Raw genomic sequence first — 23,787 nt, 5'->3', positions numbered from 1 at the left:
GGGGCATCACGTCCCGACCGGCTGTTGGCCTTGTTTCAGCTATGTGTGGAAACCGGTTTGCGCAGGATATCGGCATTGCGCGAAGCAACAGTGCCGTTCGGCGGCGCATTGCAGATGTGGGCGACCATCGCCTCGATGATCTCGGCGTTGGGATATTGCGGGCGGGTGATCACCCCAAGCTCGCGCATATTGCCCCGGTCATCAAAGGGGATGAAGCTGAGCCCGAAGCCATCACGTTTGAACTGTTCGGCGGCGATTGCGTTGACCATCGTGCAGGCATCGCTTTGTGCGACATAACGGCAGACGGTTTCGAACCGCGCGGTCTTTACATCTATGCCGGTTGCTTCGGCCACCGCATCCGATGGCTCCGGCAGGTCGCGCTCCAGATCGTAGCCGAACGATATCGGAAACCGGATCAGCTGAGCCGCCGGGACCTCATGCGCCCAGATGCTGGTCTTGCGGCTGAGCGGATGACCCGACCGGACACCCAGATACAACGGCTCAAGCCAGAGCGATGTGAAATCCATCGGGCGTTTCGAGTTGCGGTAGATATGATCGAAGCTTTTGCGCGCGATGAACGCCATGTCGACCGAGCGATCTTCGACCATTTTCGCCAGCGCAACCGGGTATTCCTCGACAAAGACGATTTTCCGGTCAGTGGCGGCCTGCGCGAACATATCGCGGAAATAAGACGAAAGATACGCGGCCAGCGTCGGGGTCATCCCCAAACGGACCGGCGGCAGGTCGGTCGTCTGATACCGCTGGGCCAGATCCCCGATGGTATCGACAATCTCGACGATCTGCCCGGCATGTGTGATCAGCTCCCGCCCGAATTCGGTCAGGCACACCCCGTCCTTGCCCCGTTCGAAGATCGGAACGCCCAGTTCCGCCTCCAGCTTCTTGATCTGGTTCGACAACGCAGGCTGGCTGACCGCAACCGCCTGCGAGGCGCGGGTGAAGTTCTGATATTCAGCAACGGCAAGGACGTATTGAAGATCTCGTAGGTTCATGCTTCCGGGCGAATGGCGAATGGTGATCCGCCAAGCCTGCGCCGATTTGGGCGGTTAGGCAACGCAGGCGCGTTCAGTTCCCGGATTCGTGAAAGGTCGTGTAACCTCCGGCATGACCAAGGCACGGGCGCGATGTCTGCGCCCAGGCCATCAGCTTTACAGAACTTCGGAGAACAGCTTTCTCACATTGGTTTCGGCCAGTTCGACCGGATTCCCGCCGCAACTCGGGTCCGCAAGGGCCCCTGCCACCAGCCGGTCGATATCCGGGTCCGAGACGCCCAGATCGGCCAGACGCTTTGGAATGCCCAGTTGCGTGTTGAACTGGTCCACGAAGGCACAGAACCCGTCGAAACCGCCCTCGATCCCCAGATACCCGGCGGCCAGGTCAAACCGGTCCCGGATGACCCCGGCGTTCAGTTGCAGAACCGCAGGCATACAGACCGCATTGGTCGTGCCGTGATGGGTGTGATGCATCGCGCCGACAGGATGGCTGAGCGCGTGGATCGCTCCCAGCCCCTTTTGAAACGCTGTCGCCCCCATCATCGCGGCGGACATCATATGGGCCCGCGCCTGCAGATCGTCGGGCGTCTTGTAGGCCAAGGGCAGGTTTTCGATCACCAGGCGCATCCCTTCAAGCGCGATGCCCTGACTCATGGGGTGATAATGCGGGGACGAAAACGCCTCGACACAATGGGCGAACGCGTCCAGCCCGGTGCCTGCGGTGATCGCCGGTGGCATCCCCACCGTTAGCTCTGGGTCACAGATCACGACCGAGGGCAGGACCTTGGGGTGAAAGATGATCTTCTTCTCGGCGGTCTCGGAATTGGTGATGACGCTGGCGCGCCCGACCTCGGACCCGGTGCCCGCGGTGGTTGGCACCGCGATATTGGGATAGATCGCGTCGGCATCTGCCCGCGTCCACCAATCGCCGATATCCTCGAAATCCCAGACCGGGCGGGTTTGACCAGCCATGAAGGCAACCATCTTGCCCAGATCGAGGCCCGAGCCGCCGCCAAACGCGATCACGCCATCATGACCCCCGTCCCGGAAGGCCGCGACACCGGCGGCAAGGTTCTTTTCGTTCGGATTGGGGTCGACCTCGGCAAACAGCGCGCGGCCCATGCCGTGGGCCTCCAGCACATCAAGCGCTTGCGCCGTGATGGGCAGATTGGCAAGACCCCGGTCGGTGACCAGAAGCGGTTTCCTGATCCCGCTGGCGGCGCAAGCATCGGCCAGTTCGCTGATGCGGCCAGCGCCAAAGCGGATGGCGGTTGGATAGGACCAATTGGCAGTTGGGCTCATGACGTGACTTTCTTCAGATGATAGGATTTCGGGCGGGTCAGGTTGTGAAAGCCGATAACCGACAACCCTCCGCCGCGTCCGGTGTTCTTGCAGCCCGTCCAGCACAGGCCGGGGTCAAGGTAATCGGCACGGTTCATGAAGACCGTGCCGGTTTCGATCTGATCGCCGACCCGCGCCGCGCGGTCGGGATCGCTGGTCCAGAGGCTTGCGGTCAGGCCGAAATCGCTGTCATTCATCAGCCGGATCGCCTCGGCATCGTCCTTGACGGGCATGATGCCGACCACCGGGCCAAAGCTTTCGTCCCGCATCACCCGCATGTCGTGGGTCACGTTGCTCAGGATCTGCGGGCTTAGATAAGCGCCGCCATCATCGGTGGCAAAGGGTTCGATATGGGGCGTGGCCCCATCGGCCACAGCCTCGGCGATTTGCGCGCGCACCTCGTCGGCAAAGCGCTTATGCGCCATCGGACCAAGGGTTGTGCCGGGGTCCAGCGGGTCGCCCAGAGTGTAACCTTTGACAATCGCCACAGCCTTGTCGACAAACGCCTCGAACAGGGTTTCATGCACATAGATACGCTCGATCCCGCAACAGCACTGGCCGGAATTGAACATCGCCCCGTCGATCAGCGTATCGACTGCAGCATCAAGATCGGCATCCTCCATCACATAGCCCGGATCCTTGCCGCCAAGTTCCAGCCCCAAACCGGTGAACGTGCCCGCCGCCGCGCGCTCCATCGCGGCACCGCCGCCGACCGAGCCGGTGAAGTTGATGAAGTCAAAGCTGTTGGCCGCAATCAGGTCCGCAGTGGAGTCGTGGTCCAGAAAAACGTTCTGAAACACATCCTCGGGCACACCGGCGCTGTGAAACGCGCGGGCCATACGCTCCCCCACCAAAAGCGTCTGGGTTGCGTGTTTCAGCACCACCGCATTGCCGGCAATCAGCGCAGGCGCAACGGTGTTGATCGCGGTCATATAGGGGTAGTTCCACGGCGCCACCACAAAGACGACGCCATGGGGAATGCGCTTGATATAGCGTTTGAAGGTCGCGTCCTCGCCAACGGCGATATCTGCAAGCCCCTCCGCCGCGATCGAGGCCATATGACTGGCGCGTTCCTCGAACCCGCCAAACTCACCGCCGTATCGCACGGGGCGGCCCATCATGTGGGCCAGTTCGGGCACGATCTCATCGTTCATTGCGCCGATGGCCGCGACGCCGGCCATCACCAGATCAATCCGGTCTTGCAGGGGCCGCGCCGCCCATGCGGCCTGAGCAGCCCGCGCGCGGCCCACCGCCGCCTTCGCCGCCTCGGTTGACAGGGTTTCGCGCGTGGCAAAGACGCTGCCGTCGATGGGTGAAATACAGGTCAGTGTGCTCATGCTTTTTCGAACCCCCGTGCAATCTCGTAATCGGTGACGACCCGGTTGAACTCCTCGATCTCCCACTCGGCGGCGCGGGCGTAATGGGTCACGGTTTCATCGCCGAACGCCTCGCGCGGCATATCCGACGACACCAGCGCGTCGCGCGCATCGCGCAGGGTGCGCGGAATATGGTTGGCCTCGTCGTTATCATAGGCATCGCCCCTGAACGGCTCGGGAAGTGGCAGCTTTTCTTCGATGCCTTTCAGCCCGGCAGCCAGCAGAGCGGCCAGTGCAAGATAGGGGTTCATATCTGCGCCGGGGGTGCGGCATTCGACCCGTATGCCCCTTGTACCATCACCGCAAAGCCGGAATGCCGCCGTGCGGTTATCGACCGACCACACGGTCTGGGTCGGCGCGAAGCTGCCCTTGGCGAAGCGCTTATAGCTGTTGATGTAAGGAGCCAGAAACACGGTGATATCCGCCGCGTATTTCAGCAGCCCGGCCATGTAGTGATCCATCAGTTCAGACTTGGCCAGCGGGGCGGCGGCATCGTGAAACGCGTTGTCGCCATCCTTCCACAGCGACTGGTGCACATGGGCCGCCGACCCGACCCGGTCGTGATGCCATTTAGGCAGGAAAGACGCGGCGTAACCCGCCTGATGGGCGATCTCTTTGATGCCGTGCTTGGCAATCGTGTGGTGATCCGCCGTCGCCAGAGCGTCAGCGTATTTGATATTCAGCTCTTCCTGCCCGGCCTCGGCCTCGCCCTTGGAACCCTCAACCGGGATGCCCATCGCCCGCAGGTGATTGCGAATGGGGCGCATGACCGGTTCTTCCTTCGAGGTCTGGAAGATGTGGTAGTCTTCGTTATAGCGGCTGATCGGTTTCAGACCGAAACCGTTTGCCGCGATCTCGTCATGGGTGCCCTGAAACAGAAAGAATTCGAGCTCGGTCGCCATGATCGGGGTCAGGCCAAGTGCTGCTGCCCGGGCGATCTGGCGCTTCAGCACCTCGCGCGGCGCAAAGGGTACGGGCGCATGGGTGTGGTGATCCAGCACATCGCACAACACCATGGCCGTGCCGTCCAGCCAAGGCACCGGGCGCACCGTGCTCAGATCAGGTTTCATGACATAGTCGCCATAACCCGCCGACCATGAGGTCGAGGCGTAACCGTCCGGCGTCGCCATCTCGAGATCGGTGGCCAGCAGGTAGTTGCAGCAATGGGTTTCACCATCGGCCATTTCCAGAAACGCCTCGGCATGAAAGCGTTTGCCCATCAGGCGCCCCTGCATGTCGACGATGCAGGTCAGCACCGTGTCGATCTCACCCGCGGCAATCTGCGATTTCAGCTCATCGAATGTCATCATGCGGACCCATTCCTTCTGATTGCATACGCACCCCCGGAGACGATCCCCGGAGGCGCGGTCTTTGGTTTAGCCGTAGCGGTAGGGCCGCCCGGCCTTTTGCATATCGGCGTTATACTGGCGGAAGATTTCCACGACTTTCGCCTGAACCGGGCCTTCGGCGGCGATCTCGTCCCAGAACGCGACGGCTGCGGTCTCGACCTGTGCCCATTCCTCATCGGGGATCGTGGTCAGCTCCAGCTTGGTGCCGTTGACCCGCAGATTGGCCTCGCCGCCCCAATACCACCACTGGCGGTAATAGTGCGACTGATCACAGCAGACACGGAACAGCGTTTGCAGATCCTCGGGCAGCTCATTCCAGCGGTCCATATTGGCAAAGAACGACCCGGCCCATGCGCCCGAGACATTGTTGGTCAGGAAATAGTTGGTCACATCGGCCCAGCCGACCGTGTAATCCTCGGTGATGCCGGACCAGGCGATGCCGTCAAGTTCGCCGGTCTGCACGGCAACCTCGATGTCTTCCCAAGGCAGCGATACCGGCACAACACCGAACTGGCTGAGGAACCGGCCCGCCGTCGGGAAGGTAAAGATGCGCTTGCCCTTCATGTCTTCCAGCGAACGGATCGGGTCCTTGGTGGCGAAATGGCAGGGATCCCAGGCCCCCGCGCTGATGTGCTTGACGCCCACCGCCGAATACTGTTCGTCCCAGATCTCGTTCAGGCCGTACTGGTTGAACAGCACCGGCACGTCCAGCGAATAGCGCGAGGCGAAGGGGAAGTAGCCGCCAAAGACGGTCACATCCGTGGGCGAGGCCATCGAGTCATCATCCGACTGCACCGCATCAATCGTGCCCTGCTGCATGGCGCGGAACAGCTCTCCGGTCGGGACCAGCTGATCGGCGTAGAACAGCTCGATCTGCATCCGGTCGCCGGCGATCTTGTTGAACATCTCAATCGCCGGGTCGATCACATGCGCGGCCAGCGCCGGGCCCGCATAGGTCTGCATCCGCCACTTGATTGTGGACTGCGCCAATGCCGGTGTCGCCAGCGGCGCGGCGGCCGCGCCAGCGGCGGCTGTCGTTAGGAACTTGCGTCTTGTTGTCATGACTTCTCTCCTTGTTGACATGCCTCCTGCAGGAGGTCTTGGTTAATTTCCGTAAACATATTCCGGCAGCCACAGGGCGATCTGCGGGAAGACCATAATGGTTGCCAACGCGATGAGCATCACGCCCACGAAAGGGATGATCGAACGATAGATATCGCGCAGCGTGACCTCGGGCGGGGCCATCGCGCGCATAAGAAACAGGTTATATCCGAAAGGAGGGGTCATGTAGGCTATTTGCGTCGTGATTGTGTAAAGGACCCCGTACCAGATCAGGTCGAAGCCCAGCTCGCCCACCAACGGAACGTATAGGGGTGCCACGATGACCAGCATGGCGGTGTCATCCAGAAAGGTTCCCATCACAACAAAGCTCAGCTGCATCAGGATCAGGATGACCCAGGGCGACAGGCCCAGCTGTTCGGTGAACAGGTTGTCGATGGCCTTGACCGCGCCCAGCCCGTCGAACACCGCCCCGAACCCCAGTGCCGCAAGGATGATCCACATGAACATGCACGAGATCACCAGCGTATGCTTGGTGCAGGTGTGAAAGATGGCCCAGGTCATGCGCCGTTTCAGGATCGAGGCAGCCAGCGCGGTCAACGCCCCGATGGCCGAGCTTTCCACCAGCGAGGTCCAGCCGTTCACGAAGGGCACCATCATCGCCGCGAAAATCACCAACGGCAGCGCCCCAGCCCACAGCAGCTGCCGCTTTTCCTGCGGCGTCACCTGATCCAGATCGTCGGCCACCGGCCCCAGCGCCGGGTTTATCCGGCAGCGCAGCCAGATATAGAGGACAAACATCGCGGCCATCATCAGCCCCGGCAGTATGCCGGCCAACCAAAGCTGCCCCACCGGCTGACGCGCGATCATCGCATATAGAACCAGCACCACCGAGGGCGGCACGAGGATGCCCAGCGACGACCCCGCCTGAATCACCCCGGTCACCATCTGCTTGTCATATCCTCGGCGCAGCAGTTCGGGCAGCGCGATCGTGGCCCCGATGGCCATACCCGCCACCGACAGGCCGTTCATCGCCGAGATCAGCACCATCAACCCGATGGTTCCCATCGCCAGACCGCCATTCACATTGCCGAACCAGACGTGAAACATGCGATACATATCATCGGCCAGTTTGCTTTCGCTGAGGACATAGCCCATGAAAATGAACATCGGCAGCGTCAGCAGCGGATACCATTTCATCAGCTTCATCGCCGCCGAGAACGGAATATCCTGCCCACCGGTGCCCCACAGCGCCAGCGCCGCGATGGCGGCGATGGCTCCGATCGCGCCAAAGACCCGCTGTCCAGTGAACAGCATCAGCATCATGGCCGCGAACATGAAAAGGGCGATGTGTTCCTGACTCACGTCCGGGCCTCCGCAATGTCGCGGCCCGTGGCCCGGGCGATATCCTTAATCAGTTCTGACAGGGCCTGCAGCAGCATCAGGAACAGGCCAAGGATCATGATGGCCTTGATCGGCCAGACATAAGGACGCCACGCGGTCGAGGACCGTTCCATCCGACCGACCTCTTCGCTGCCAGTGATCAGCCCGGCGAAGAACTCGAACGGGGCTGTGCCCCAATAGCCAAGGGAATAGGCGGTCGAGCCAATGGCGCCATAAAGCAGGACCCCCAGATAGAAGATCAGAAACAGCACGGTAATCGTATCAATCGCCGCCTTTCGGCGCAAAGACCAGTTGCCATAGAACAGGTCCATCCGCACATGGCCGCCCGCCAGAACCGCATAGGGCCCGCCCAGCATGTAATAGGCCACCATCGCAAACTGCGCCATCTCGAGCGTCCAAAGCGAGGGCAGGAAAAAGGTCTTGGACACCGATGACCACAGCAGAATGCCCATCAGGCCAAAGACCCCGTACATCACGATCAGGCCGATCACGCGGTTCAACCCGTCGATCAGACGGCAATAGGCCAGCAGAACGGTCAAGACGCCTCCTCCTGCTTGCCGAGGCTCTCCCAAGTGCGCTCGGTCCAGTCCGACAGGTAGGTTGCCATCGCCTCCTGATCAGGCGCGGTTGCAATCAGGTCGTTGCGAATTTCGATCATCACATTGCACAGACCATTCTGCGCGCCATGCAGATCAAGCGTATGCGCCACCCCGTCGCGCGCAGCGTAGGGTTCATTCAGACGTGTGTCATAGGGCGCATCCGCCGGCGCCGAGCCGAGCATGGCCCGGGCAAAGCGCGTATCCTCGCCATGCAGGATGCCAATCTCAACCTCGCGCGGGACACCGTGAAACACCGGCGTGAAGCTGTGGATCGTGACCATCAGAGTCAGCGTGCCGCGATGGGCCGCGATCTGCTGAGACAGCGCACGGGCAAAGGGGTCATAAACACCGGCAACCCGTTGCGCGCGCGCATCTGCGGTCAGATCCCGATTTCCGGGGATCTCAAATATCTCGCTCCGCGCGGGAATTGCGCTGGCCGCCTCGGGCGGGCGATTGCAGTCGTAGACCAGCCGGGACACCGTCCCCTCGACCAGAACCGAGGGAAGACGCCCGGCCATGGCCCGGGCCACGCCAAGCGCACCGGGGTCCCACGCAACATGACTGTGCGCGACCTCTTCCGTCACGCCCAGATTGTTCAGTTCAGCCGGGATGTAATGGGATGCGTGTTCGCACACGATCAGCACCGAAGGCGTGGGCGAGGCAACAGTCACCTTATAAGGATCGCCGAAACTCATCCGCTGGTCTTCCGCCCCCGATTCCACATCCGTAGTCACAGGAAAAGAATTGACAAGGCGATGTCACCTGTCAATAATTTTTCGTACAAAACTGTTCGGGGCCTCCCGATACGTCCAGATTTTGACACTCATGCCGACGGGGCGCGGGATATGACCGTTTCAGACAAGCTGATGATGCACCGCGACCAGATGACGCCGTCTGAACGGCAACTGGCCAACACCTTGCTGGACGATTATCCGATTGTCGGGCTGGGCAGCATCACCGAACTGGCCCAGGCGGCATCTGTTTCGACCACGACGGTGGCGCGGATGCTGCAGAAGACCGGGTTTGACGGCTTCCCGCAGTTTCAGGCCGCCCTGCGGTCTGAGCTGAAAGAGATGATCTCGGACCCGGTGTCCAAGCGCAACCACTGGCAAAACGATCTGCCGGACGAGCACATTCTGAACCGCTATTCCCATCAGGCGCTCGAAAACCAGCGCCGCAGTCTGGACGAGGTCAGCCCCGACGATTTTGACAGCCTGTGCAGGATGTTGAGCGACCAGAACCGGACCATCTTTATTGCCGGCGGGCGGATTACAGGGACACTGGCGCGGTATCTGTTTCTCCACCTTCAGATGATCCGGCCCAATGTCAGGCTGGTCGCCGATGGCGGCGCGTGGCCGCATGATCTGCTGGACGTGCGGGACGGTGACGTGGTGATCGCGCTGGATGTGCGCCGCTATGAAAACACCACGCTGCAGATGACCCAGATGTGCCGCGACAAGGGGGCCAAGGTCGTTCTGTTCACGGATCAGTGGCGCTCGCCCATCCACCGCATCGCGGCGCTGACATTTACCGCCCGGATCGCGGTGCCGTCGGCCTGGGACAGCTGCTCGCCCCTTTTGCTACTGATCGAATGCACCATCGCAGCCCTGCAGGAGACGATGTGGGGCACGGTAGAAGCCCGCATGGAAGCCCTCGAAGACGCCTTCGATCAGACCAAGCTGTTCCGCAAATTCACCTGAGGCGTTCCGGCTACACGGGGTCAGGCATAAAGGTTCAGACCCGTGCCATCGAAAACCAGCGGGGATTTGCAATGCACCCGCAACGGCACCTGATCACCCGGTTTGGCCTTCACCTGTCCCGACAACTGAACGGTGGCCGCCTGACCATCGGGTAGGCGCGTATACAGCAACGTGGTGTCGCCAAGCTGCTCGACCACCTCGACCTTCGGTGACAGGCTGGGGTTTTCGGCGTCCAGCTCGAAGAAGTCCGGCCGCAACCCGATCTCAACCGGGGTGCCGTCCGTTCTGTCTGGCAGCGGCAACGTAACCGACGTGTCCGAGAACTGCACGGTCAGCCCCTGCGTCCCGAACTCGTACCCGTCCAGCCGCACGAAGATCGCGGGCGGCTGCCCCAGAAACCCGGCCACGAACTTGTTGCGTGGACGGTTGAACAGGTCCAGCGGGCTGCCGATCTGTTCGATGACGCCCTCGTTCATGACCACGATCCGGTCGGCCAGCGTCATCGCCTCGACCTGATCGTGGGTGACGTAGATCATCGTCGCATCCAGTTGATTGTGCAGCCGCGCCAGTTCGACCCGCATTTCCACGCGCAGCGCCGCGTCGAGATTGGACAGCGGCTCATCAAACAGGAAAATCTTGGGATCGCGCACGATGGCGCGGCCGATGGCGACGCGCTGACGCTGACCACCCGACAGGGCCTTGGGCTTGCGGTTCAGATAGCTTTCGATCTTCAAGACCTTCGCCGCCGCCAATACCTTTTCCTTAATCTCGGCCTTGGGGCGTTTGGCGATCTTCATGCCAAAACCGATATTCTCGGCCACGGTCATATGCGGATAGAGCGCATAGGACTGGAACACCATCGCCACGTCGCGTTCCTTGGGCAGCAACCCGGTGACTGACCGCCCGTCGATCTTCAGATCGCCCGAGGTGACTTTCTCCAGCCCCGCAATCGTGCGCATCAGGGTGGATTTGCCACAGCCCGACGGGCCGACCAGCACGATGAATTCACCCGGCTCGACGCTCAGGTTGATGTCTTTCAGCGCGTGGAAGTCACCATAGTGCTTGTCCAGGGAAATGGCTTCGAAAGCGGTCACTTGGGTCAGTCCTTACTTCACGGCGCCCATGGTCATGCCCGCGATCATCTTCTCGGACAGGATGGCATAGACAAGGATGGTGGGGATGATGACGATGGTCACACCGGCGAACAGGCCGGGCCAGTCGCTGGTGTATTGCATCGCGTTCTGCAGCGAATAAAGGCCCAGCGGCAGGGTCCGGTTCTCGGGGCTGTTCAGGATCACCAGCGACAATTGGTATTCATTCCACAGCCAGATGAAGTTCAGGATCGCCGCTGTCGCCACGCCCGGCATCGCCATCGGCAGCATCACATAGCGGAAGGTCTGAAAGTCGCTGCAACCGTCCAGCAGGGATGCGGCCTCAAGCTCGGACGGCAGCGAGGCAAAGAAACCGGTCAGCAGGTAGACGGTGAAGGGGATCGAGATCGCCACGAACACAATGGTCAGGCCGGTCAGACTGTCGGACAGGCGCAGCCATGCGAGGATGCCGAAGATCGGGATGAACAGCATCGGGATCGGGATACCCATGCCGATGACGAACAGGTTGGTCAGCGCCTCGCGGCCCCGGAATTTGGCGCGGCTCAGCACATAGGCCGCCGGGGTCGAGACCACGAGGATCAGCAGCACCGACAGGCAGACGATCACGACCGAGTTCGAAAAGAACTCGCCCAGACGCCCGACATTCCATGCAGTCTCGAAGTTTTCCCAGCGCAGTTCAGCAGGAGGTTTGAGGCCGGATCGCAGCACCTCGCGCTTGGATTTGAAGGCGCTCATCACCACCCAAAGGATTGCGGCGACGGTGAAGGCGACCCAGGCCCAGATGGCGATGTAGGCAGGCAGGCGGCGCAGCAGGGTCATGGCCTAAAACTCCAACTGGTCGCGGCGCATCAGGCGGCGGACAAGGACAATCAGCGAAAACGCCAGCACCAGCATCACCACGCCGATCGCGGTGGCATAGCCCAGCTGATAGATCGGGTCACGCTGGCCGAAGCCCATGATGTAAAGGTAGATCCCCAACGTATAAAGCTGCTGCGGTACTTGCAGGAAGCCGAAGGCGAAGGGAAACTCGAACATCTTCACCGCATTGATGATCCAGATGACAAAGGAAATGGTCATCACGTCCCAGATCATCGGCACGGTGATATACCAGAACTTGTGCCATAGGCTTGCACCTTCCAGATCGGCGGCCTCGTACATATCGGGCGGGATTTTGTCGACGCCCGCCAACAGCAGGATCAGAAAAAACCCTGTGAACACCCACACCAGCGCGGCCAGCATGGCCCAGAAGATATTGTCTGGCGAGGTCCAGAGCGTGCGGCCCATCTCATCCAGACCTACAGCTTTCAGCGAGGAATTCAGCAGCCCATAACGCGGGTTATAGATATAAGCCCACATCGCCGACAGAGCGACGACCGAGACAACGTTGGGCAGAAAGAACACCAGCCGGAACAGCTTCTTCCCCCAGATGCCCGAATTGATCAGGATGGTGTAAAGAAACGCCAGAAAGAAGACGAAAAATCCACCAACAAACAGCAAGGCCAGCGTGTTGCGGAAACTCAGCCAGAATGTCGGATCATTCCAGAGGCGGCGATAGTTGCCAAGGCCGATGAACTTGGCCTCGGTCCCAAACCCGGACCATTCGAACAAGCTGAAGTAGAAGGTAAAACCGGTAGGGATCAGGAAAAAGCAAAGATAAACGATCAGAGCGGGCGCTACGAACAACCCGATAAGTCTCTTGCCGATCATGTGCTCCACCCTGTCCTTTGATTGACCGGCCCCGGTGTCAGGGCCGGTCAGATGCTGAAATCAGCGGTTTTCCCAATAGCCTTTGGTCTGCTCGACCATGCCGTCAATGAACTCATCAACAGTGATCTGGCCCAGGAACACCTTGTTGTGCATCGCCTCATAGATGTTGCTGGAATAATCCGCATAGGCAACCTTGAGGCCCAGGTTCTCGGACAACAGGCTTGTGGCGTTCGCCACCGCTTCGCGGCTATCCGCAATGACATCGGCCCATTCGACCGAGGCATTGGCCACGCCGATCAGCGCATCGTCTGCCATCTTCTGCTGAGCAGATTTGCTGAGCGCGAATTTGATGAAGTCCTGCGCAGCCTCGGCATCTTCGGCACCTTCGGGGATCGCAAAGCTGACCGCGTAGATGATGGTGTCGTTCACGTCACCCTTGCCGCCTTCGACCATGGGGAAGTTCATCGCACCCCATTCAAAGCCCTCTTCCACCTGATCGGCCAGTTCGATGGGCAGCCACGAGCCAACCAGTTCGGTCGCGGTTTCGCCGAACGCCAGAGTCTGCTGACCGGCTGGCCACTGGTAGCCCCTGCTTTCCTCGGGGATCAGACCATCGGCCCAAAGGGCTGCCTCAAGCTCCAGCGCCTGACGCACGGCGGGGTCGCGCCATGTCTCGCCGGTCTTGTCCTCGGCCGCTTTCAGCACGAAATCAGGGCCTGCGATGCGCGCAAGCAGGTAGTTGAACCAGTTGATGTTGTAGAACGCGATATCGCTTTCCACCGCGATCGCGTTCACGCCGCTCGTCTGAACCGCCTTCATCGCGTCCATATATTGCGCCCAGGTGGAGGGGGTCTCGGCCACACCGGCATCACGCAGTTGGGCTGCGTTGTAGAATATCTGGTACGTATAGAAGGCGTACGGCATCTGCCCGACCGAGCCGTTCAGTTCGGCATTGGCCAGCAGCGCGGGATACAGAGCCGCGCCCACGGTGCCGCCATCGGGTGAGTCGGAGGCGACCAGACCGTCCAGCGCAACCGCCGCGCCCTGCCCGACCAGACCGCCGTTCAGGCCGTCCATGTCCGCATCCATCAGATCAATGCTTGTGCCGCCGGCCAGCGCGTTCCGGACGGTTGTCTGGTTCTGGCGTCCATTCCAGACAACATTGAAGGTCACATCCGGGTTGGCTGCGCTATACTCATCCATCAGCGCCTTCAGAACCTGCGCCTGTGGTTCAGGCTCGTTCCAGAACGACCAATAGGTGATCTCGGTTTCCGCAAACGCCACGCTGGCGGTCAGGCTGGCGATCAGGCTCAAGCCGGAAAGTTTGATGTGAGACACAAGAATTCCTCCCTCAAGGTTGCGCCAGAGACGGCGATTTCGAATCGGACCTTACGACCCGAAATGTAGTTTTGCAACATTTCTTGAATTTTACCTACTTTTGCAGCCCAGAATTGGGAGTTGTTTTCTTTCTGAGTTCCAGTAATGTAGTTTTGCTGATATCTCGCAGAGCATGAAGGACACTCATTTGGCTGACAAGGCTGACATTCTGAACCAGATCGAACGCGACCTGCCGGAATTGTCGCGCGCCCTGCGCAACGTGGCCGAGTTCCTGCTGGCCAATCCCACCCAGTTCATCCGCCAGCCTCTGCGCGAATTGTCCGAAACCATTGGCGTCAGCGAGCCCAGCCTGATCCGGTTTGGCCGCCGCTACGGTTTCAAGGGCCTGCCCGACCTGCGCATCGCCGTCGCAATGGCCACCGCCGCCGGAGAAGGCGGCAACAGCGCCGAGTTTGAACCGACCATCCGCGACAAGGAAGTTGTCAACAAACGGGCCAAACTGGCCGTCGCCGCCTTGGCCGCGGAATTGATTGCAGACGACCACTCGATCCTGCTGGATTCGGGGTCGACGGTGCAGTTCATGGCCGAACATCTGCGCGAAGCACCGGCCAAGATCCTGATGACCACGGGCCTGAACCTGATGCTGGCCTTGCACGAATGCCCGCAACACGAACTGATGCTGACCGGGGGTGTCCTGCGCCAGAACGCCATGTCGCTCAGCGGGCGGCTGGTTGAAACCACGCTCGAGACGATGTCTTTCGACACGGTGCTGATGGGGGCCGACCGGATCGATCCCGCCTTCGGCCTGTCGACCTTCAGCGAGGACGAGGCGCATCTGAACCGCGCCATGATCCGTGCCAGCCGCCGAGTGATCGTGCTGGCCGACGCCAGCAAGTTCGGCCCCACCAAACTGCACCGCATCTGCGATCTGTCTCAGGTGGACGCTATCGTCTCGGACAGTTCGATGCCAGCTGACATGCAACAAGACTTGCGCAGCAGGAATGTCCGGCTTCACCTCGCCGACATTCCCGAACCTGCGGCAACACCATCAAAAGAACGGACGTAATTCATGAGCGTTAATATCTGGGCAACCGAAACGGAAATTGCCGCACAGCCGGATATCTGGCAGGGCTGGTCGCACATCCTGCCCGGTATGGCGGCGGATGTCTCGGGCTGGATCGCAGCGCGCAAGCCGGATGTGATCTGGCTGACGGGGGCGGGAACCTCGGCCTTTATCGGGGATGCGCTGTGCGTCTATCTGGACGGGCTGCTGGGCATTCCGGTCCGCGCCGTGCCCTCGACCGATCTGGTTGCGCGTCCGGCGGATTACTTGAAACCGGGGCTGCGCCCGCTGGTCGTGTCCTTTGGCCGGTCCGGGAACAGTTCCGAGACCTTGGGCACGCTGGATTTGCTGGACCGGGACTGCCCGGCGGCGGACCGGTTGAACATCACCTGCAACGCCGACAGCGCACTGGCCACGCGCGCGCATCCGGGACCGGGTCAGCAAAAGGTGATCGTGCTGCCCGACGCCTGCCATGATCAGGGCTTTGCGATGACCTCCAGCTATACCACGATGCTGCTGACGGCGCTGGCCTGTTTGTCGGGCACCAAGGAGACCGCAATTTCCGCCAACCTCACCACTCTTGCCGACGTCGCGCGCGGTTTGCTGCAAGACGCGCCGAACCTGCCGCGCCCGGCGCGCGCGGTATTTTTGGGCTCGGGGCCCTATCTGGGCACCGCGCGGGAGTCTGCGCTGAAGGTTCTGGAACTGGCTGCGGGTCAGGTGGTGACGGCCTGGGACAGTACGCTGGGTTTCCGACACGGCCCCAAGGCGATCACCGATGACGAAACAACCGTGTTCGTGTTCCTGTCCTCGGACCCGCTGACCCGTAAATATGACGACGACATCGTGGCCGAACTGCGCAGCCAGTTCCCCGCCACACGCACCCTCAGCATCGGCGATCCCACTCACGGAGCCGTCCCGGACCTGAGCCTGTCCACAGGCCTGCCGGATGTCTGGAACACCGCACTTTATGTGCTGGTGGCGCAGATGCTGTCGGTCGCGTGGTCCAAGTCGCTGGGCCTGAACGTGGATAACCCGTTCGAAGGCGGCAACCTCAGCCGGGTAGTCAGCCATGTCCGCCTCTATGTCTGACGCGGTCTGCGGCGGCATTGATCTTGGCGGCACCAAGATCGAGGCGACGCTGTTTGATGGCGACCTGACCCCCCTCGCCTCGCGCCGTGTCGCCACGCCCCGGGACAGTTACGCTGATCTGCTCGACGCGCTTGGCACCGAGGTTGCGTGGCTGCAGTCCGAAGCGCAGCACGTCGATCTTCCGGTGGGTGTCGGTATTCCGGGTCTGATCGATCCGGTCACCGGCCATTCGGTCACCGCCAACCTGCCCGCCAACGGCAAGCCTCTGGGGGCCGACCTGAAGGCCCGCAGCGGCGGGACGATCCGGCTGGCCAATGACTGCAAGTGTTTTGCTTTGTCCGAGGCGGTCGGTGGTGCCGGCGACGGCCACCACACGGTCTTTGGCCTGATCCTCGGCACTGGTCTGGGCGGCGGCGTTGTGGTCGACGGCAGGTTGATGCCCGGCCCGAACGCGCTGGCGGGCGAGATCGGCCACGCCGCCCTGCCCGCCCCGCTGGTGGCGCAATACGGCCTGCCGCTCCTGCCTTGCGGCTGCGGGCGACAGGGGTGTTTCGAAACCTACCTGTCCGGCGCGGGCATGGAGCGGCTGTCCGACACGCTCACCGGTCAGCGCCGCACGGCCCCCCAGATTGTCGCCGCCACCCTGCAAAACGATGCCGACGCGCAGCGGGTCTTTGAGGTCTGGCTGCAGATCGCCGGAGAGCTTTTGCACAGCCTGCAACTGCATATCGACCCCGATTGCATCGTGCTGGGGGGCGGGCTCAGCAAGATCGACGGGCTGGACCGCAAACTCTCTCGGGCGCTGGCGGCCTCGGCGTTGCCGGGCCTGCGCGCGCCCGACATCCGCAAACCCAAATTCGGCGACAGCAGCGGCACCCGCGGGGCGGCTCTGCTGGTGTGCCCAAGTGCCGGAAGGACCTGACCCCATGAGCTTTTTCTCGGACCTGAATGCGCGCAATCGGGCCGGAACGCCGGTTGCCGTTGCCTCGGTCTGTTCGGCACAGCCCGACGTTTTGCGAGCCTCGCTGTTGATGGCGCAAGATATGCAGCGCCCAATTCTGATCGAAGCGACCAGCAATCAGGTCAACCAGTTCGGCGGCTATACTGGGATGCAGCCCGCCGACTTCATCGCCTTTGTTAACGGCATTGCGCAGGAAACCGGGACCGACCCGGCCCTGATCCAATTCGGAGGCGACCACCTTGGCCCGCAGGTCTGGCGCAGCGAACCCGCCGACAGCGCAATGGCCAAAGCCGAGGATCTGATGCGCGCCTATGTGCAGGCCGGGTTCACCAAGATCCACCTCGACTGTTCCGAAGGCTGCGCCGGAGAGCCCGCGCAGGTCGACGATCAAACCTCGGCCGACCGCGCCGCCCGTCTGGCCGCCGTGTGCGAGGCCGCGGCGCCTGATCCCGACCGCCTGAGCTACGTGATCGGCACCGAGGTCCCCCCGCCCGGTGGCGCGCGCGCCGAGGAAGAGGGTCAGGGCATCACCCCAACCGATCCCGCCCATGCCCGCAAAACTCTGCAGACCCACGTTGCAGCCTTTGAAGCGGCAGGTGTGGCGCAGGCCTGGGCGCGTGTCATCGGGCTGGTCGTCCAGCCAGGACTGGAATTTGCACCGACCCATATCGACCATTTCGACCGCAGCGCGCCCGATCACCTGTCTCAGGCCCTGACGGACGTGCCGCATATCTGTTTCGAGGCCCACTCGACCGACTACCAGAACCCCGCGGTCTATCCCGATCTGGCGGCCCGGCATTTCAGCGTGTTGAAAGTCGGCCCCGCGCTGACCTTTGCCTATCGTCAGGCGTTGTATGCGCTGGATCATCTGCGGGACCTTCTGGGTAAGGATGGCCCCGCGCTGATGCCGCAGATGGAACAGATCATGCTGGATCAGCCCGGATATTGGCAAAAGCACTATGTCGGCACCCCTGAGGACCTGCGCCTGCAACGCCATTTCGGCTATGCCGATCGCATCCGGTACTACTGGCCCGACCCTAAGGCCCGGCAGGCCGTCTCGGGTCTGCTCGACAGGCTCGGAACCGACTGCCCGCCAGCACCGGTTCTGGAACAGTGCTTTGCCCCGGAGGTCATCGCCCGTGCCACTGATCTGCAAGGCCGCGGCAACGGCTGGTCTCGTGCGCTGATTGTGGCCCAGATCCAACAGGCCCTGCGGCCCTATTTCTTCTGAACCCGCATGAAACGCTATCTTCACCCCAAGGCCCTGTTCGACGGGCAGGACCTGTCGACCAGCACCGTTCTTGTTACCGAGGATGGCACGGTCACCGATATCCAACCCCTGAACGCGGTGCCTGACGGCGCAACCATCGAGCCCATCGACGGCGTCCTGAGCCCCGGCCTGTTCGATGTGCAGGTCAATGGCGGCGGTGGCGTGATGCTGAACAACACCCCAACCCGCGAGGGCGTACGCCGGATCGCGCAGGCCCATAACGCCGCCGGAACGGCATTTCTACTGCCCACGGTGATCACCGACAGCGCCGAGGTCATGGCACGCGCTGCACAGGCCGTGACCGAAGAGCTGGGTCGAAATGGCGTCCTGGGTATCCATATCGAAGGGCCGCATATCAGCCTGGCCCATAAAGGCACGCATAATCCCGCCTTCATCCGCCCGTTCGACGACGCAACGATGTCAGTGCTAGAGCGCTTGCGACGCGCCGATGTCCCAGTGTTGCTGACACTGGCCCCGGAAACCGTCGCGCCCGGCCTGATCGCTCGGCTCAGCGCGATGGGCGTCATCGTCTCGGCCGGGCACAGCGCCGCAACCGCCGAACAGACCCGCCACGCGCTGGCCGAAGGCTTGCGCTGTTTCACGCATCTGTTCAACGGGATGCCGCAGATGACCTCGCGGACGCCGATGCTGACCGGAGCTGCAATCAACAGCGATGTCTGGTGTGGCATTATCGCCGACGGCCATCATGTCGAGGATGAGATGGTCGCCCTTGCGACCCGCGCGCGCCCGGTACCGAACCGGATTGTTCTGGTGTCGGACGCGATGTCCACCGTCGGCGGACCGGATCATTTCGAACTCTATGGCGAGATCATCCGCGTCAACCAAGGCCGCCTTGTCAACGCGCAGGGCTCTCTGGCCGGGGCGCATATCACGCTGGCGGACTCAGTACAGCGCATGATTAGCAGCGTTGGCGTCCCCGCCGCTCAGGCCCTGCGCATGGCAACAGCAAATCCGTTCGAAATGATGCAACTGGATGCGCCCGGGATCATCGGCAGCAAGGACAACCGTCTTGGGCATATTGCTGGCTGAACCCAACTGCCAGCATTAGGCCCTAACTGGTCCGGCGCAACTCAATTTGACCTCATCGCCTGCGCCCTCAGATCATAGCATTGCACGACTGCCGGTCAGTTGCCGGTGCCGCTGGTCGACACCAAGGACGTTGACGTCCCCAACCCGCCTTGCCCCGTGGGCGCCGGCTGTGTCTGGTTCGCAACCTGATTGGTCTGAGGCACTTGCTGCGCCGTCCCCGAATAGATGTCGAGGCTGCTTTGCGGGGCCTGCTGTACCACCTGCTGCTGCGGCGCGGCACCGCCCGCGGCAAACAGGCTGGTGTTGCCTCCGCCCTGCGGGACCACTGGCTGCGGTGCTTGCTGCTGTGGCGCTGCGGGCGCGAACAGGTTCTGTTGCGTATTCACCGGAGTACCCTGCTGCGGCACGACCGGCTGCTGCTGAGGGGTTCCGAACAGCGGGGCCTGCTGGCCGGCCGCCGGAGCGCCGAACGCTTGTTGCGGGGCGGGTGCTGCCCCAAACTGGCCCTGTCCGGCCTGCTGGGCCGGGGCGCCAAAGGCCTGAACCGGGGCCTGCCCGGTCGGAGCGCCAAACTGATTGGGCTGCTGCGCACCGTACCCCGCCTGAGCCGGAGGCTGCGCACCAAAGGGTTGCACGCCGTTCTGCATACTTGCTTCCTGATACAGATACTGGGGCGACTGCAATCCCGCAGCGTTGCGGGCCATGACCAGCCCCTGCACCGGCGTTACCGAGGCCGGGCCCAGGCCCTGCCGTGCCAGAAACGCGTTCATCGCGCCACGTGTCCCGGGCCCGTTCGAACCGTCAATGCGCCCGTTATAGTAGCCCAGTGTCTGCAGGCCTTGCTGCAGCATGAAAACCTCGTCTCGGTTCAACTCGCGCCGGGCGAAAACCGCCTGCGATCCCGGCACCTGACTTAAAAGCGTAACATATTGCGGTCGGGTCAACTGGCCGGTCTGCGGCTCGCCGAGCGAGGCCTGAAACTGGCGGATAACAGCGCGGCTGTTGCGCCCCAGAACACCATCGACTGTTCCGATACTGTAGCCAAGATCCCGGAACGCGCTTTGAATCTGGATACGCTCGGCACGGGTGTATTGCCCGTTCAGGCTGGACGCAGACGCCCCCCCGCCCGAGGTCGATTTGCGGGTAACCTGCCCCTGCCGTTTCGCCTTCTGATTTTCCGAGATGCCCTTATACAAAAGCGCCCCGGCCACGCCGCCGATGATCAGATCCGCAGCATCCGCCGACAATTTTGCAGGAACCGACACGGCCAAAGACGCCGCAACAAGTACAACAACTGATTGTTTTTTCATAACAAAGACCTCAAGGCAGCCGAGAAAAACCGAACTTTACTAAATGCCGGTCAGGATAGCCGGTTGGGCACTTTACGTCCACGCGAAACTCGAAGTTCGATTACTCGCATTGGGTGATTTGCGGACCTTAGCGGCTGGCGGGTGACGCTATGATAACCCCAAAAATATCGGTCTACGCCATCAACCGTTTTGGAAGAAAAACGACAGTTTGCGGCTGACCCCGCCGGGCGGAGGTGGAAACGGGGCGGCGGCGCGAACCTGTCTTTTGGCCGCGCTGTCGATCTGGGTCGAGCCTGAACTGTCGGTGATCTCGACCCAGGCCAGCGTCCCGTCCGGGTTGATCTCGAAGAAGACACGCGCAAAGCCGCGGACCGGCACAAAGATCGAAGGTGATCGATTCAGGTGCACCAGAACCTGCCCGGCATAATTGGTGACATTCGAGTTCCCCGGCCGGCGCCCCCCGGACTGCTGGGTGCGGTTGCTTTGGGTGAAGGCATCCCGCCCCTCGCGCTGGAAGGTGGTCAGCGGGGATTCGATGACCTGCTGCGGAAAGCGTAGGTCTGCAAAGTCCTCGGCCCCACCTGGGTCCGCCTCGGGCTGGCGAGTGGGAAGGCGGGGGCGAATGGACGTGGTCACGGCCTGCTCGGAGTCCGCGGGCGCGACCTCCTCCGACGGATCCAGCGCTGCCACGACCGGCGGCGCCGGCGCTTCGGCCTCGGGGGGTGGTTCTTCGGTGGCGGGCTCGCCCCGGGGTGTCTCGGCCACCTCGTCGGTCGCCACCGGCTGCGCGTCTTCTGCATCCGCGCGCGTGGCCTCATCGTTGTCGGCAGGCGGGGTGGGCTGGGCCTCGACCGGCTCGACCGTGTCGGGGCGAACCGGCGCGGCCTCGCCGAAATCGGGTGCAAAGACCCGCTGCGGGTCCTCGGACGCGACAAGCGCCTGACTGGTCGGGATTTCGGCCGCTTCGGGCTCGGGGGTCTCAGCCGTTTCAGGCTCGGGCGGTTCCTCGGGCACCTCGGCGAGGTCCTCGAAGCTGCTGCTCAGATCGACCGCCTCAGAGGCGCGCTGCTGTGCAGGGGGCGCGGTGGGTTCGGATGCCGTCATGCTCAGGCCCAGAATGTGCAGGATCAGCGACACGATAACGGCCACCACCGCAACACCGATCGACCCCCGGATCATCGCAGCGCCCGTTCAGTGACCAGAAAGACCGACCCCGCACCGTGGCGACGCAGTGCCCCCGTCACCTCGATCAATCGGGGGCCCGGCGCGTCGCGGTCCGGCACGATGCGCACCGGACCGGGCCCATGACCGGCCATGAAGGTCTCAGGATCGGTTTCGACCCCACGAAAGCTGAGCGTCCCGTCCCGGTGCAGCACCAGCGCATCTGGCGGCTCGCGCCCTTCAAGCCCGGCGGTGTCCACAAGCTCCAGCTCTGGGTCCAGCGGCGGGGCAACCGTGCCCGCGATCAGAAAGAAGATCAGCATCAGAAAAACGATGTTGACCAAGGCAATCGTTGAATCGCGCCTGCGGCGGGCTGGGGGACGGCGGATCATCGGCCTACTCCAGCACCAGAACGCTCAGCCCGTCGCGCCCGCGCAACCGCACGAGTACATCCGTCAGCCGCTGCGCCGTGACGTCTTCGTCAAGGCTGACCAGCACCTGCCCGGCCTCGAGTTCCGGCACCAGATCATCCAGCGTGACCGGCGCGCCATTCAGCACCAGCCGGTCGGACCCCAGTTGCAGGAAAAACCGCTCGGACGGCTCGGATGGTGCGGTTCCACCGGCGGCGGCATGGCTCAGCTCGATCTCGCCAAAGGTTGAAAATGTCGAGGACAGCATGAAAAACAACAGCAGCAGAAAGATCACGTCGACAAGCGGGGTCATCGACATCTGGCGCCGGACAAAGGGTGCCGCGTTACGCATGTTCGGGCATGGTGCGGTCCGCCCCCTCCGCCAACTCGCCGGGCACCAGAATTGTCCTCAGCGCCTTGTCGGCAAACACCCGTTCCCGCGCGGTGCGGCTTTCGAACCAGGACAGCACCATCGAGGTGGGCATCGCCACCGCCAGCCCGACCGCCGTGGTGACCAGCGCCACCCAGATCCCGCCCGCAAGCAGCGACGGATCAACGGCGGTCCCGGCCTGTTGCAGGCTCTGAAACGCCTCGATCATTCCCAGCACTGTACCGAACAGCCCTAGCAGCGGCGCAAGCTGCGCCACGGTGTCCAGCAAACGGAACCCTCGTTCGAGCCCCGCAAGCGCCAGCCCAGCCTCGGCATCCAGCCGGTCATCCAGCCCCGGCAAGTCCGGCGCATCCATCGCCGCGCCGACCAGCGGCGCAAGATAGCTGCGGCTTTTGGCAAGACGCGCCCGCGCCTTCTGATGATCGCCGGCATCCCATGCCGCAAGCGCCTGCAATAGCACCCGATGCCGTCCCACGCCCGACACCGCGAACTGCCAAAGCTTGTACAGCGTAACCGCCAGCGTCAGCACCGACATCACGATAAGGATCGCCACAACCGGCCCGCCCAGGGCCACGATCTGGCGTATAGGCTCCAGCAAGGTCATCCCAAAAGCTCCACATCCGAGCGGCTACGCAGCGACAGGCCATCGGCGCATATACCGCTTTCAGCCCCATCCACCACGCAGGAATGCGCACCATTGATCAGCGCCCGGCCCACCGCGTTGCAATCCTGCCCCGGCAGATCGAACTGCCGCACCCGGGGCCGGTCCGGCGGCAGGTCGCGGAAATCGAACAGAGACAGGCTGACGACGCCGCCCGACGTGTCGAAGATCACAGTCTCGAACACAGCCTTCTCGATCGCCGTACCGGTTCCGTTCTGCACCAGAAAGGTCAACCGGCAGGCGTTGCCAGTGTCCTGAAGGGTGTTGAGCTCCAACATCAGGCCCGTCGGCTCATCAGCGGCCTGTGCCAGCGCCATGGCGGGGAAGATGCAGGCACATGCAACGGCTTGGGCAAGGCGACGAAACGGCATAGGCAGGCTCCGGATTGCGCAGCGTGGAGTTGAAAACTGCGGTTCTGCCTTT

Annotated in this window: 24 protein-coding genes; 6 read left to right on the top strand and 18 right to left on the bottom strand. The window is 62.3% G+C overall.

What is annotated here, in order from left to right:
• Positions 1 to 35 precede the first annotated feature (35 nt).
• The 8 genes from ACR0J1_RS13620 to ACR0J1_RS13585 all read right to left on the bottom strand — a co-directional run bounded on the left by ACR0J1_RS13620 (position 36) and on the right by ACR0J1_RS13585 (position 8,833).
• A complete protein-coding gene (locus ACR0J1_RS13620; protein WP_480733494.1) occupies positions 36 to 1,010 on the bottom strand; it encodes a LysR family transcriptional regulator in 975 nt (324 codons plus the stop codon).
• A 156-nt stretch (positions 1,011 to 1,166) separates the two neighbouring features.
• Positions 1,167 to 2,312, bottom strand: a complete 1,146-nt coding sequence (locus tag ACR0J1_RS13615; protein ID WP_480733495.1) for an iron-containing alcohol dehydrogenase — start codon at positions 2,310 to 2,312, stop codon at positions 1,167 to 1,169.
• On the bottom strand, positions 2,309 to 3,688 hold the full coding sequence (locus ACR0J1_RS13610) for an aldehyde dehydrogenase family protein (protein ID WP_480733496.1): 1,380 nt from the start codon (positions 3,686 to 3,688) through the stop codon (positions 2,309 to 2,311). Before ACR0J1_RS13610 ends, ACR0J1_RS13615 begins: the two co-directional genes overlap by 4 nt.
• Positions 3,685 to 5,034: a glutamine synthetase family protein gene (locus ACR0J1_RS13605; RefSeq protein ID WP_480733530.1), complete on the bottom strand. Its 1,350-nt coding sequence runs from the start codon at positions 5,032 to 5,034 to the stop codon at positions 3,685 to 3,687. Before ACR0J1_RS13605 ends, ACR0J1_RS13610 begins: the two co-directional genes overlap by 4 nt.
• Positions 5,035 to 5,103: 69 nt before the next feature.
• Entirely contained in the window at positions 5,104 to 6,138 is a 1,035-nt protein-coding gene (locus tag ACR0J1_RS13600; protein ID WP_480532143.1) for a TRAP transporter substrate-binding protein, read from the bottom strand.
• Positions 6,139 to 6,180: 42 nt separating this feature from the next.
• Positions 6,181 to 7,500, bottom strand: a complete 1,320-nt coding sequence (locus ACR0J1_RS13595) for a TRAP transporter large permease (protein ID WP_480733497.1) — start codon at positions 7,498 to 7,500, stop codon at positions 6,181 to 6,183.
• On the bottom strand, positions 7,497 to 8,078 hold the full coding sequence (locus ACR0J1_RS13590) for a TRAP transporter small permease subunit (protein WP_480733498.1): 582 nt from the start codon (positions 8,076 to 8,078) through the stop codon (positions 7,497 to 7,499). Before ACR0J1_RS13590 ends, ACR0J1_RS13595 begins: the two co-directional genes overlap by 4 nt.
• A complete protein-coding gene (locus ACR0J1_RS13585; protein WP_480733499.1) occupies positions 8,075 to 8,833 on the bottom strand; it encodes an N-formylglutamate amidohydrolase in 759 nt (252 codons plus the stop codon). The genes ACR0J1_RS13590 and ACR0J1_RS13585 overlap by 4 nt, the downstream gene beginning before the upstream one ends.
• A gap of 150 nt (positions 8,834 to 8,983) precedes the next feature.
• Between ACR0J1_RS13585 and ACR0J1_RS13580 the strand changes: the two genes are divergently transcribed.
• Positions 8,984 to 9,838 (top strand): MurR/RpiR family transcriptional regulator, encoded by an 855-nt coding sequence (locus ACR0J1_RS13580; RefSeq protein ID WP_480733500.1) that lies wholly within the window; start codon positions 8,984 to 8,986, stop codon positions 9,836 to 9,838.
• A gap of 20 nt (positions 9,839 to 9,858) precedes the next feature.
• Here the strand turns inward: ACR0J1_RS13580 and ACR0J1_RS13575 are convergent, their stop codons facing one another.
• The 4 genes from ACR0J1_RS13575 to ACR0J1_RS13560 are packed head-to-tail and all read right to left on the bottom strand — an operon-like array spanning position 9,859 to position 13,995.
• The gene (locus ACR0J1_RS13575; protein WP_480733531.1) at positions 9,859 to 10,941 is read right to left on the bottom strand and encodes an ABC transporter ATP-binding protein; all 1,083 of its coding nucleotides are present in this window, start codon (positions 10,939 to 10,941) and stop codon (positions 9,859 to 9,861) included.
• A gap of 3 nt (positions 10,942 to 10,944) precedes the next feature.
• The gene (locus ACR0J1_RS13570) at positions 10,945 to 11,769 is read right to left on the bottom strand and encodes a carbohydrate ABC transporter permease (protein ID WP_480532131.1); all 825 of its coding nucleotides are present in this window, start codon (positions 11,767 to 11,769) and stop codon (positions 10,945 to 10,947) included.
• Positions 11,770 to 11,772: 3 nt separating this feature from the next.
• Positions 11,773 to 12,657, bottom strand: a complete 885-nt coding sequence (locus ACR0J1_RS13565; protein WP_480733501.1) for a carbohydrate ABC transporter permease — start codon at positions 12,655 to 12,657, stop codon at positions 11,773 to 11,775.
• 60 nt (positions 12,658 to 12,717) lie between these two features.
• Positions 12,718 to 13,995, bottom strand: coding sequence for an ABC transporter substrate-binding protein (locus ACR0J1_RS13560; protein ID WP_480733502.1), 1,278 nt, complete (start codon positions 13,993 to 13,995; stop codon positions 12,718 to 12,720).
• 187 nt (positions 13,996 to 14,182) lie between these two features.
• On the opposite strand from ACR0J1_RS13560, the gene ACR0J1_RS13555 reads away from it, so the two are divergent.
• From ACR0J1_RS13555 to nagA, 5 genes are read left to right on the top strand one after another with little or no spacing between them, the layout of a single operon-like run.
• Complete coding sequence (locus ACR0J1_RS13555) at positions 14,183 to 15,061, top strand: transcriptional regulator (protein WP_480733503.1); 879 nt, start codon at positions 14,183 to 14,185, stop codon at positions 15,059 to 15,061.
• A 3-nt stretch (positions 15,062 to 15,064) separates the two neighbouring features.
• Positions 15,065 to 16,150 carry an SIS domain-containing protein gene (locus ACR0J1_RS13550; protein WP_480733504.1) on the top strand — a complete coding sequence of 362 codons (1,086 nt, stop codon included), beginning with the start codon at positions 15,065 to 15,067 and terminating at the stop codon, positions 16,148 to 16,150.
• Positions 16,143 to 17,072: an ROK family protein gene (locus ACR0J1_RS13545; protein ID WP_480733505.1), complete on the top strand. Its 930-nt coding sequence runs from the start codon at positions 16,143 to 16,145 to the stop codon at positions 17,070 to 17,072. The genes ACR0J1_RS13550 and ACR0J1_RS13545 overlap by 8 nt, the downstream gene beginning before the upstream one ends.
• A gap of 4 nt (positions 17,073 to 17,076) precedes the next feature.
• The gene (locus ACR0J1_RS13540; RefSeq protein WP_480733506.1) at positions 17,077 to 18,342 is read left to right on the top strand and encodes a class II D-tagatose-bisphosphate aldolase non-catalytic subunit; all 1,266 of its coding nucleotides are present in this window, start codon (positions 17,077 to 17,079) and stop codon (positions 18,340 to 18,342) included.
• A gap of 6 nt (positions 18,343 to 18,348) precedes the next feature.
• Positions 18,349 to 19,431 carry an N-acetylglucosamine-6-phosphate deacetylase gene (gene nagA / locus ACR0J1_RS13535; RefSeq protein ID WP_480733507.1) on the top strand — a complete coding sequence of 361 codons (1,083 nt, stop codon included), beginning with the start codon at positions 18,349 to 18,351 and terminating at the stop codon, positions 19,429 to 19,431.
• 95 nt (positions 19,432 to 19,526) lie between these two features.
• Here the strand turns inward: nagA and ACR0J1_RS13530 are convergent, their stop codons facing one another.
• The 6 genes from ACR0J1_RS13530 to ACR0J1_RS13505 form a co-directional block, all read right to left on the bottom strand.
• Positions 19,527 to 20,741: a peptidoglycan-binding domain-containing protein gene (locus ACR0J1_RS13530; protein WP_480733508.1), complete on the bottom strand. Its 1,215-nt coding sequence runs from the start codon at positions 20,739 to 20,741 to the stop codon at positions 19,527 to 19,529.
• A gap of 180 nt (positions 20,742 to 20,921) precedes the next feature.
• Positions 20,922 to 21,920, bottom strand: a complete 999-nt coding sequence (locus ACR0J1_RS13525; RefSeq protein WP_480733509.1) for an energy transducer TonB — start codon at positions 21,918 to 21,920, stop codon at positions 20,922 to 20,924.
• The gene (locus tag ACR0J1_RS13520; RefSeq protein ID WP_480733510.1) at positions 21,917 to 22,294 is read right to left on the bottom strand and encodes an ExbD/TolR family protein; all 378 of its coding nucleotides are present in this window, start codon (positions 22,292 to 22,294) and stop codon (positions 21,917 to 21,919) included. Before ACR0J1_RS13520 ends, ACR0J1_RS13525 begins: the two co-directional genes overlap by 4 nt.
• Positions 22,295 to 22,298: 4 nt before the next feature.
• Positions 22,299 to 22,625 carry an ExbD/TolR family protein gene (locus ACR0J1_RS13515; protein WP_480733511.1) on the bottom strand — a complete coding sequence of 109 codons (327 nt, stop codon included), beginning with the start codon at positions 22,623 to 22,625 and terminating at the stop codon, positions 22,299 to 22,301.
• 31 nt (positions 22,626 to 22,656) lie between these two features.
• Positions 22,657 to 23,307, bottom strand: coding sequence for a MotA/TolQ/ExbB proton channel family protein (locus ACR0J1_RS13510; protein WP_480733512.1), 651 nt, complete (start codon positions 23,305 to 23,307; stop codon positions 22,657 to 22,659).
• Positions 23,304 to 23,735: a hypothetical protein gene (locus ACR0J1_RS13505; RefSeq protein WP_480733513.1), complete on the bottom strand. Its 432-nt coding sequence runs from the start codon at positions 23,733 to 23,735 to the stop codon at positions 23,304 to 23,306. The genes ACR0J1_RS13510 and ACR0J1_RS13505 overlap by 4 nt, the downstream gene beginning before the upstream one ends.
• Positions 23,736 to 23,787 lie beyond the last annotated feature (52 nt).

This window comes from Ruegeria sp. CJ3 (assembly GCF_056536725.1).
The sequence above is the reverse complement of the archived record's forward strand: the minus strand, read 5'-3'. Positions and strand labels throughout refer to the sequence as shown.

Excerpts from the sequence above, each read along its gene's own strand:
- ACR0J1_RS13620 (WP_480733494.1), bottom strand. The coding sequence starts at position 1,010 with ATGAACCTACGAGATCTTCAATACGTCCTTGCCGTTGCTGAATATCAG.
- ACR0J1_RS13505 (WP_480733513.1), bottom strand. The coding sequence starts at position 23,735 with ATGCCGTTTCGTCGCCTTGCCCAAGCCGTTGCATGTGCCTGCATCTTC.
- ACR0J1_RS13545 (WP_480733505.1), top strand. The coding sequence starts at position 16,143 with ATGTCTGACGCGGTCTGCGGCGGCATTGATCTTGGCGGCACCAAGATC.
- ACR0J1_RS13540 (WP_480733506.1), top strand. The coding sequence starts at position 17,077 with ATGAGCTTTTTCTCGGACCTGAATGCGCGCAATCGGGCCGGAACGCCG.
- ACR0J1_RS13530 (WP_480733508.1), bottom strand. The coding sequence starts at position 20,741 with ATGAAAAAACAATCAGTTGTTGTACTTGTTGCGGCGTCTTTGGCCGTG.
- ACR0J1_RS13515 (WP_480733511.1), bottom strand. The coding sequence starts at position 22,625 with ATGACCCCGCTTGTCGACGTGATCTTTCTGCTGCTGTTGTTTTTCATG.
- ACR0J1_RS13580 (WP_480733500.1), top strand. The coding sequence starts at position 8,984 with ATGACCGTTTCAGACAAGCTGATGATGCACCGCGACCAGATGACGCCG.
- ACR0J1_RS13600 (WP_480532143.1), bottom strand. The coding sequence starts at position 6,138 with ATGACAACAAGACGCAAGTTCCTAACGACAGCCGCCGCTGGCGCGGCC.
- ACR0J1_RS13605 (WP_480733530.1), bottom strand. The coding sequence starts at position 5,034 with ATGACATTCGATGAGCTGAAATCGCAGATTGCCGCGGGTGAGATCGAC.
- ACR0J1_RS13525 (WP_480733509.1), bottom strand. The coding sequence starts at position 21,920 with ATGATCCGGGGGTCGATCGGTGTTGCGGTGGTGGCCGTTATCGTGTCG.
- nagA (WP_480733507.1), top strand. The coding sequence starts at position 18,349 with ATGAAACGCTATCTTCACCCCAAGGCCCTGTTCGACGGGCAGGACCTG.
- ACR0J1_RS13570 (WP_480532131.1), bottom strand. The coding sequence starts at position 11,769 with ATGACCCTGCTGCGCCGCCTGCCTGCCTACATCGCCATCTGGGCCTGG.
- ACR0J1_RS13615 (WP_480733495.1), bottom strand. The coding sequence starts at position 2,312 with ATGAGCCCAACTGCCAATTGGTCCTATCCAACCGCCATCCGCTTTGGC.
- ACR0J1_RS13565 (WP_480733501.1), bottom strand. The coding sequence starts at position 12,657 with ATGATCGGCAAGAGACTTATCGGGTTGTTCGTAGCGCCCGCTCTGATC.
- ACR0J1_RS13610 (WP_480733496.1), bottom strand. The coding sequence starts at position 3,688 with ATGAGCACACTGACCTGTATTTCACCCATCGACGGCAGCGTCTTTGCC.
- ACR0J1_RS13585 (WP_480733499.1), bottom strand. The coding sequence starts at position 8,833 with ATGAGTTTCGGCGATCCTTATAAGGTGACTGTTGCCTCGCCCACGCCT.
- ACR0J1_RS13510 (WP_480733512.1), bottom strand. The coding sequence starts at position 23,307 with ATGACCTTGCTGGAGCCTATACGCCAGATCGTGGCCCTGGGCGGGCCG.
- ACR0J1_RS13550 (WP_480733504.1), top strand. The coding sequence starts at position 15,065 with ATGAGCGTTAATATCTGGGCAACCGAAACGGAAATTGCCGCACAGCCG.
- ACR0J1_RS13520 (WP_480733510.1), bottom strand. The coding sequence starts at position 22,294 with ATGATCCGCCGTCCCCCAGCCCGCCGCAGGCGCGATTCAACGATTGCC.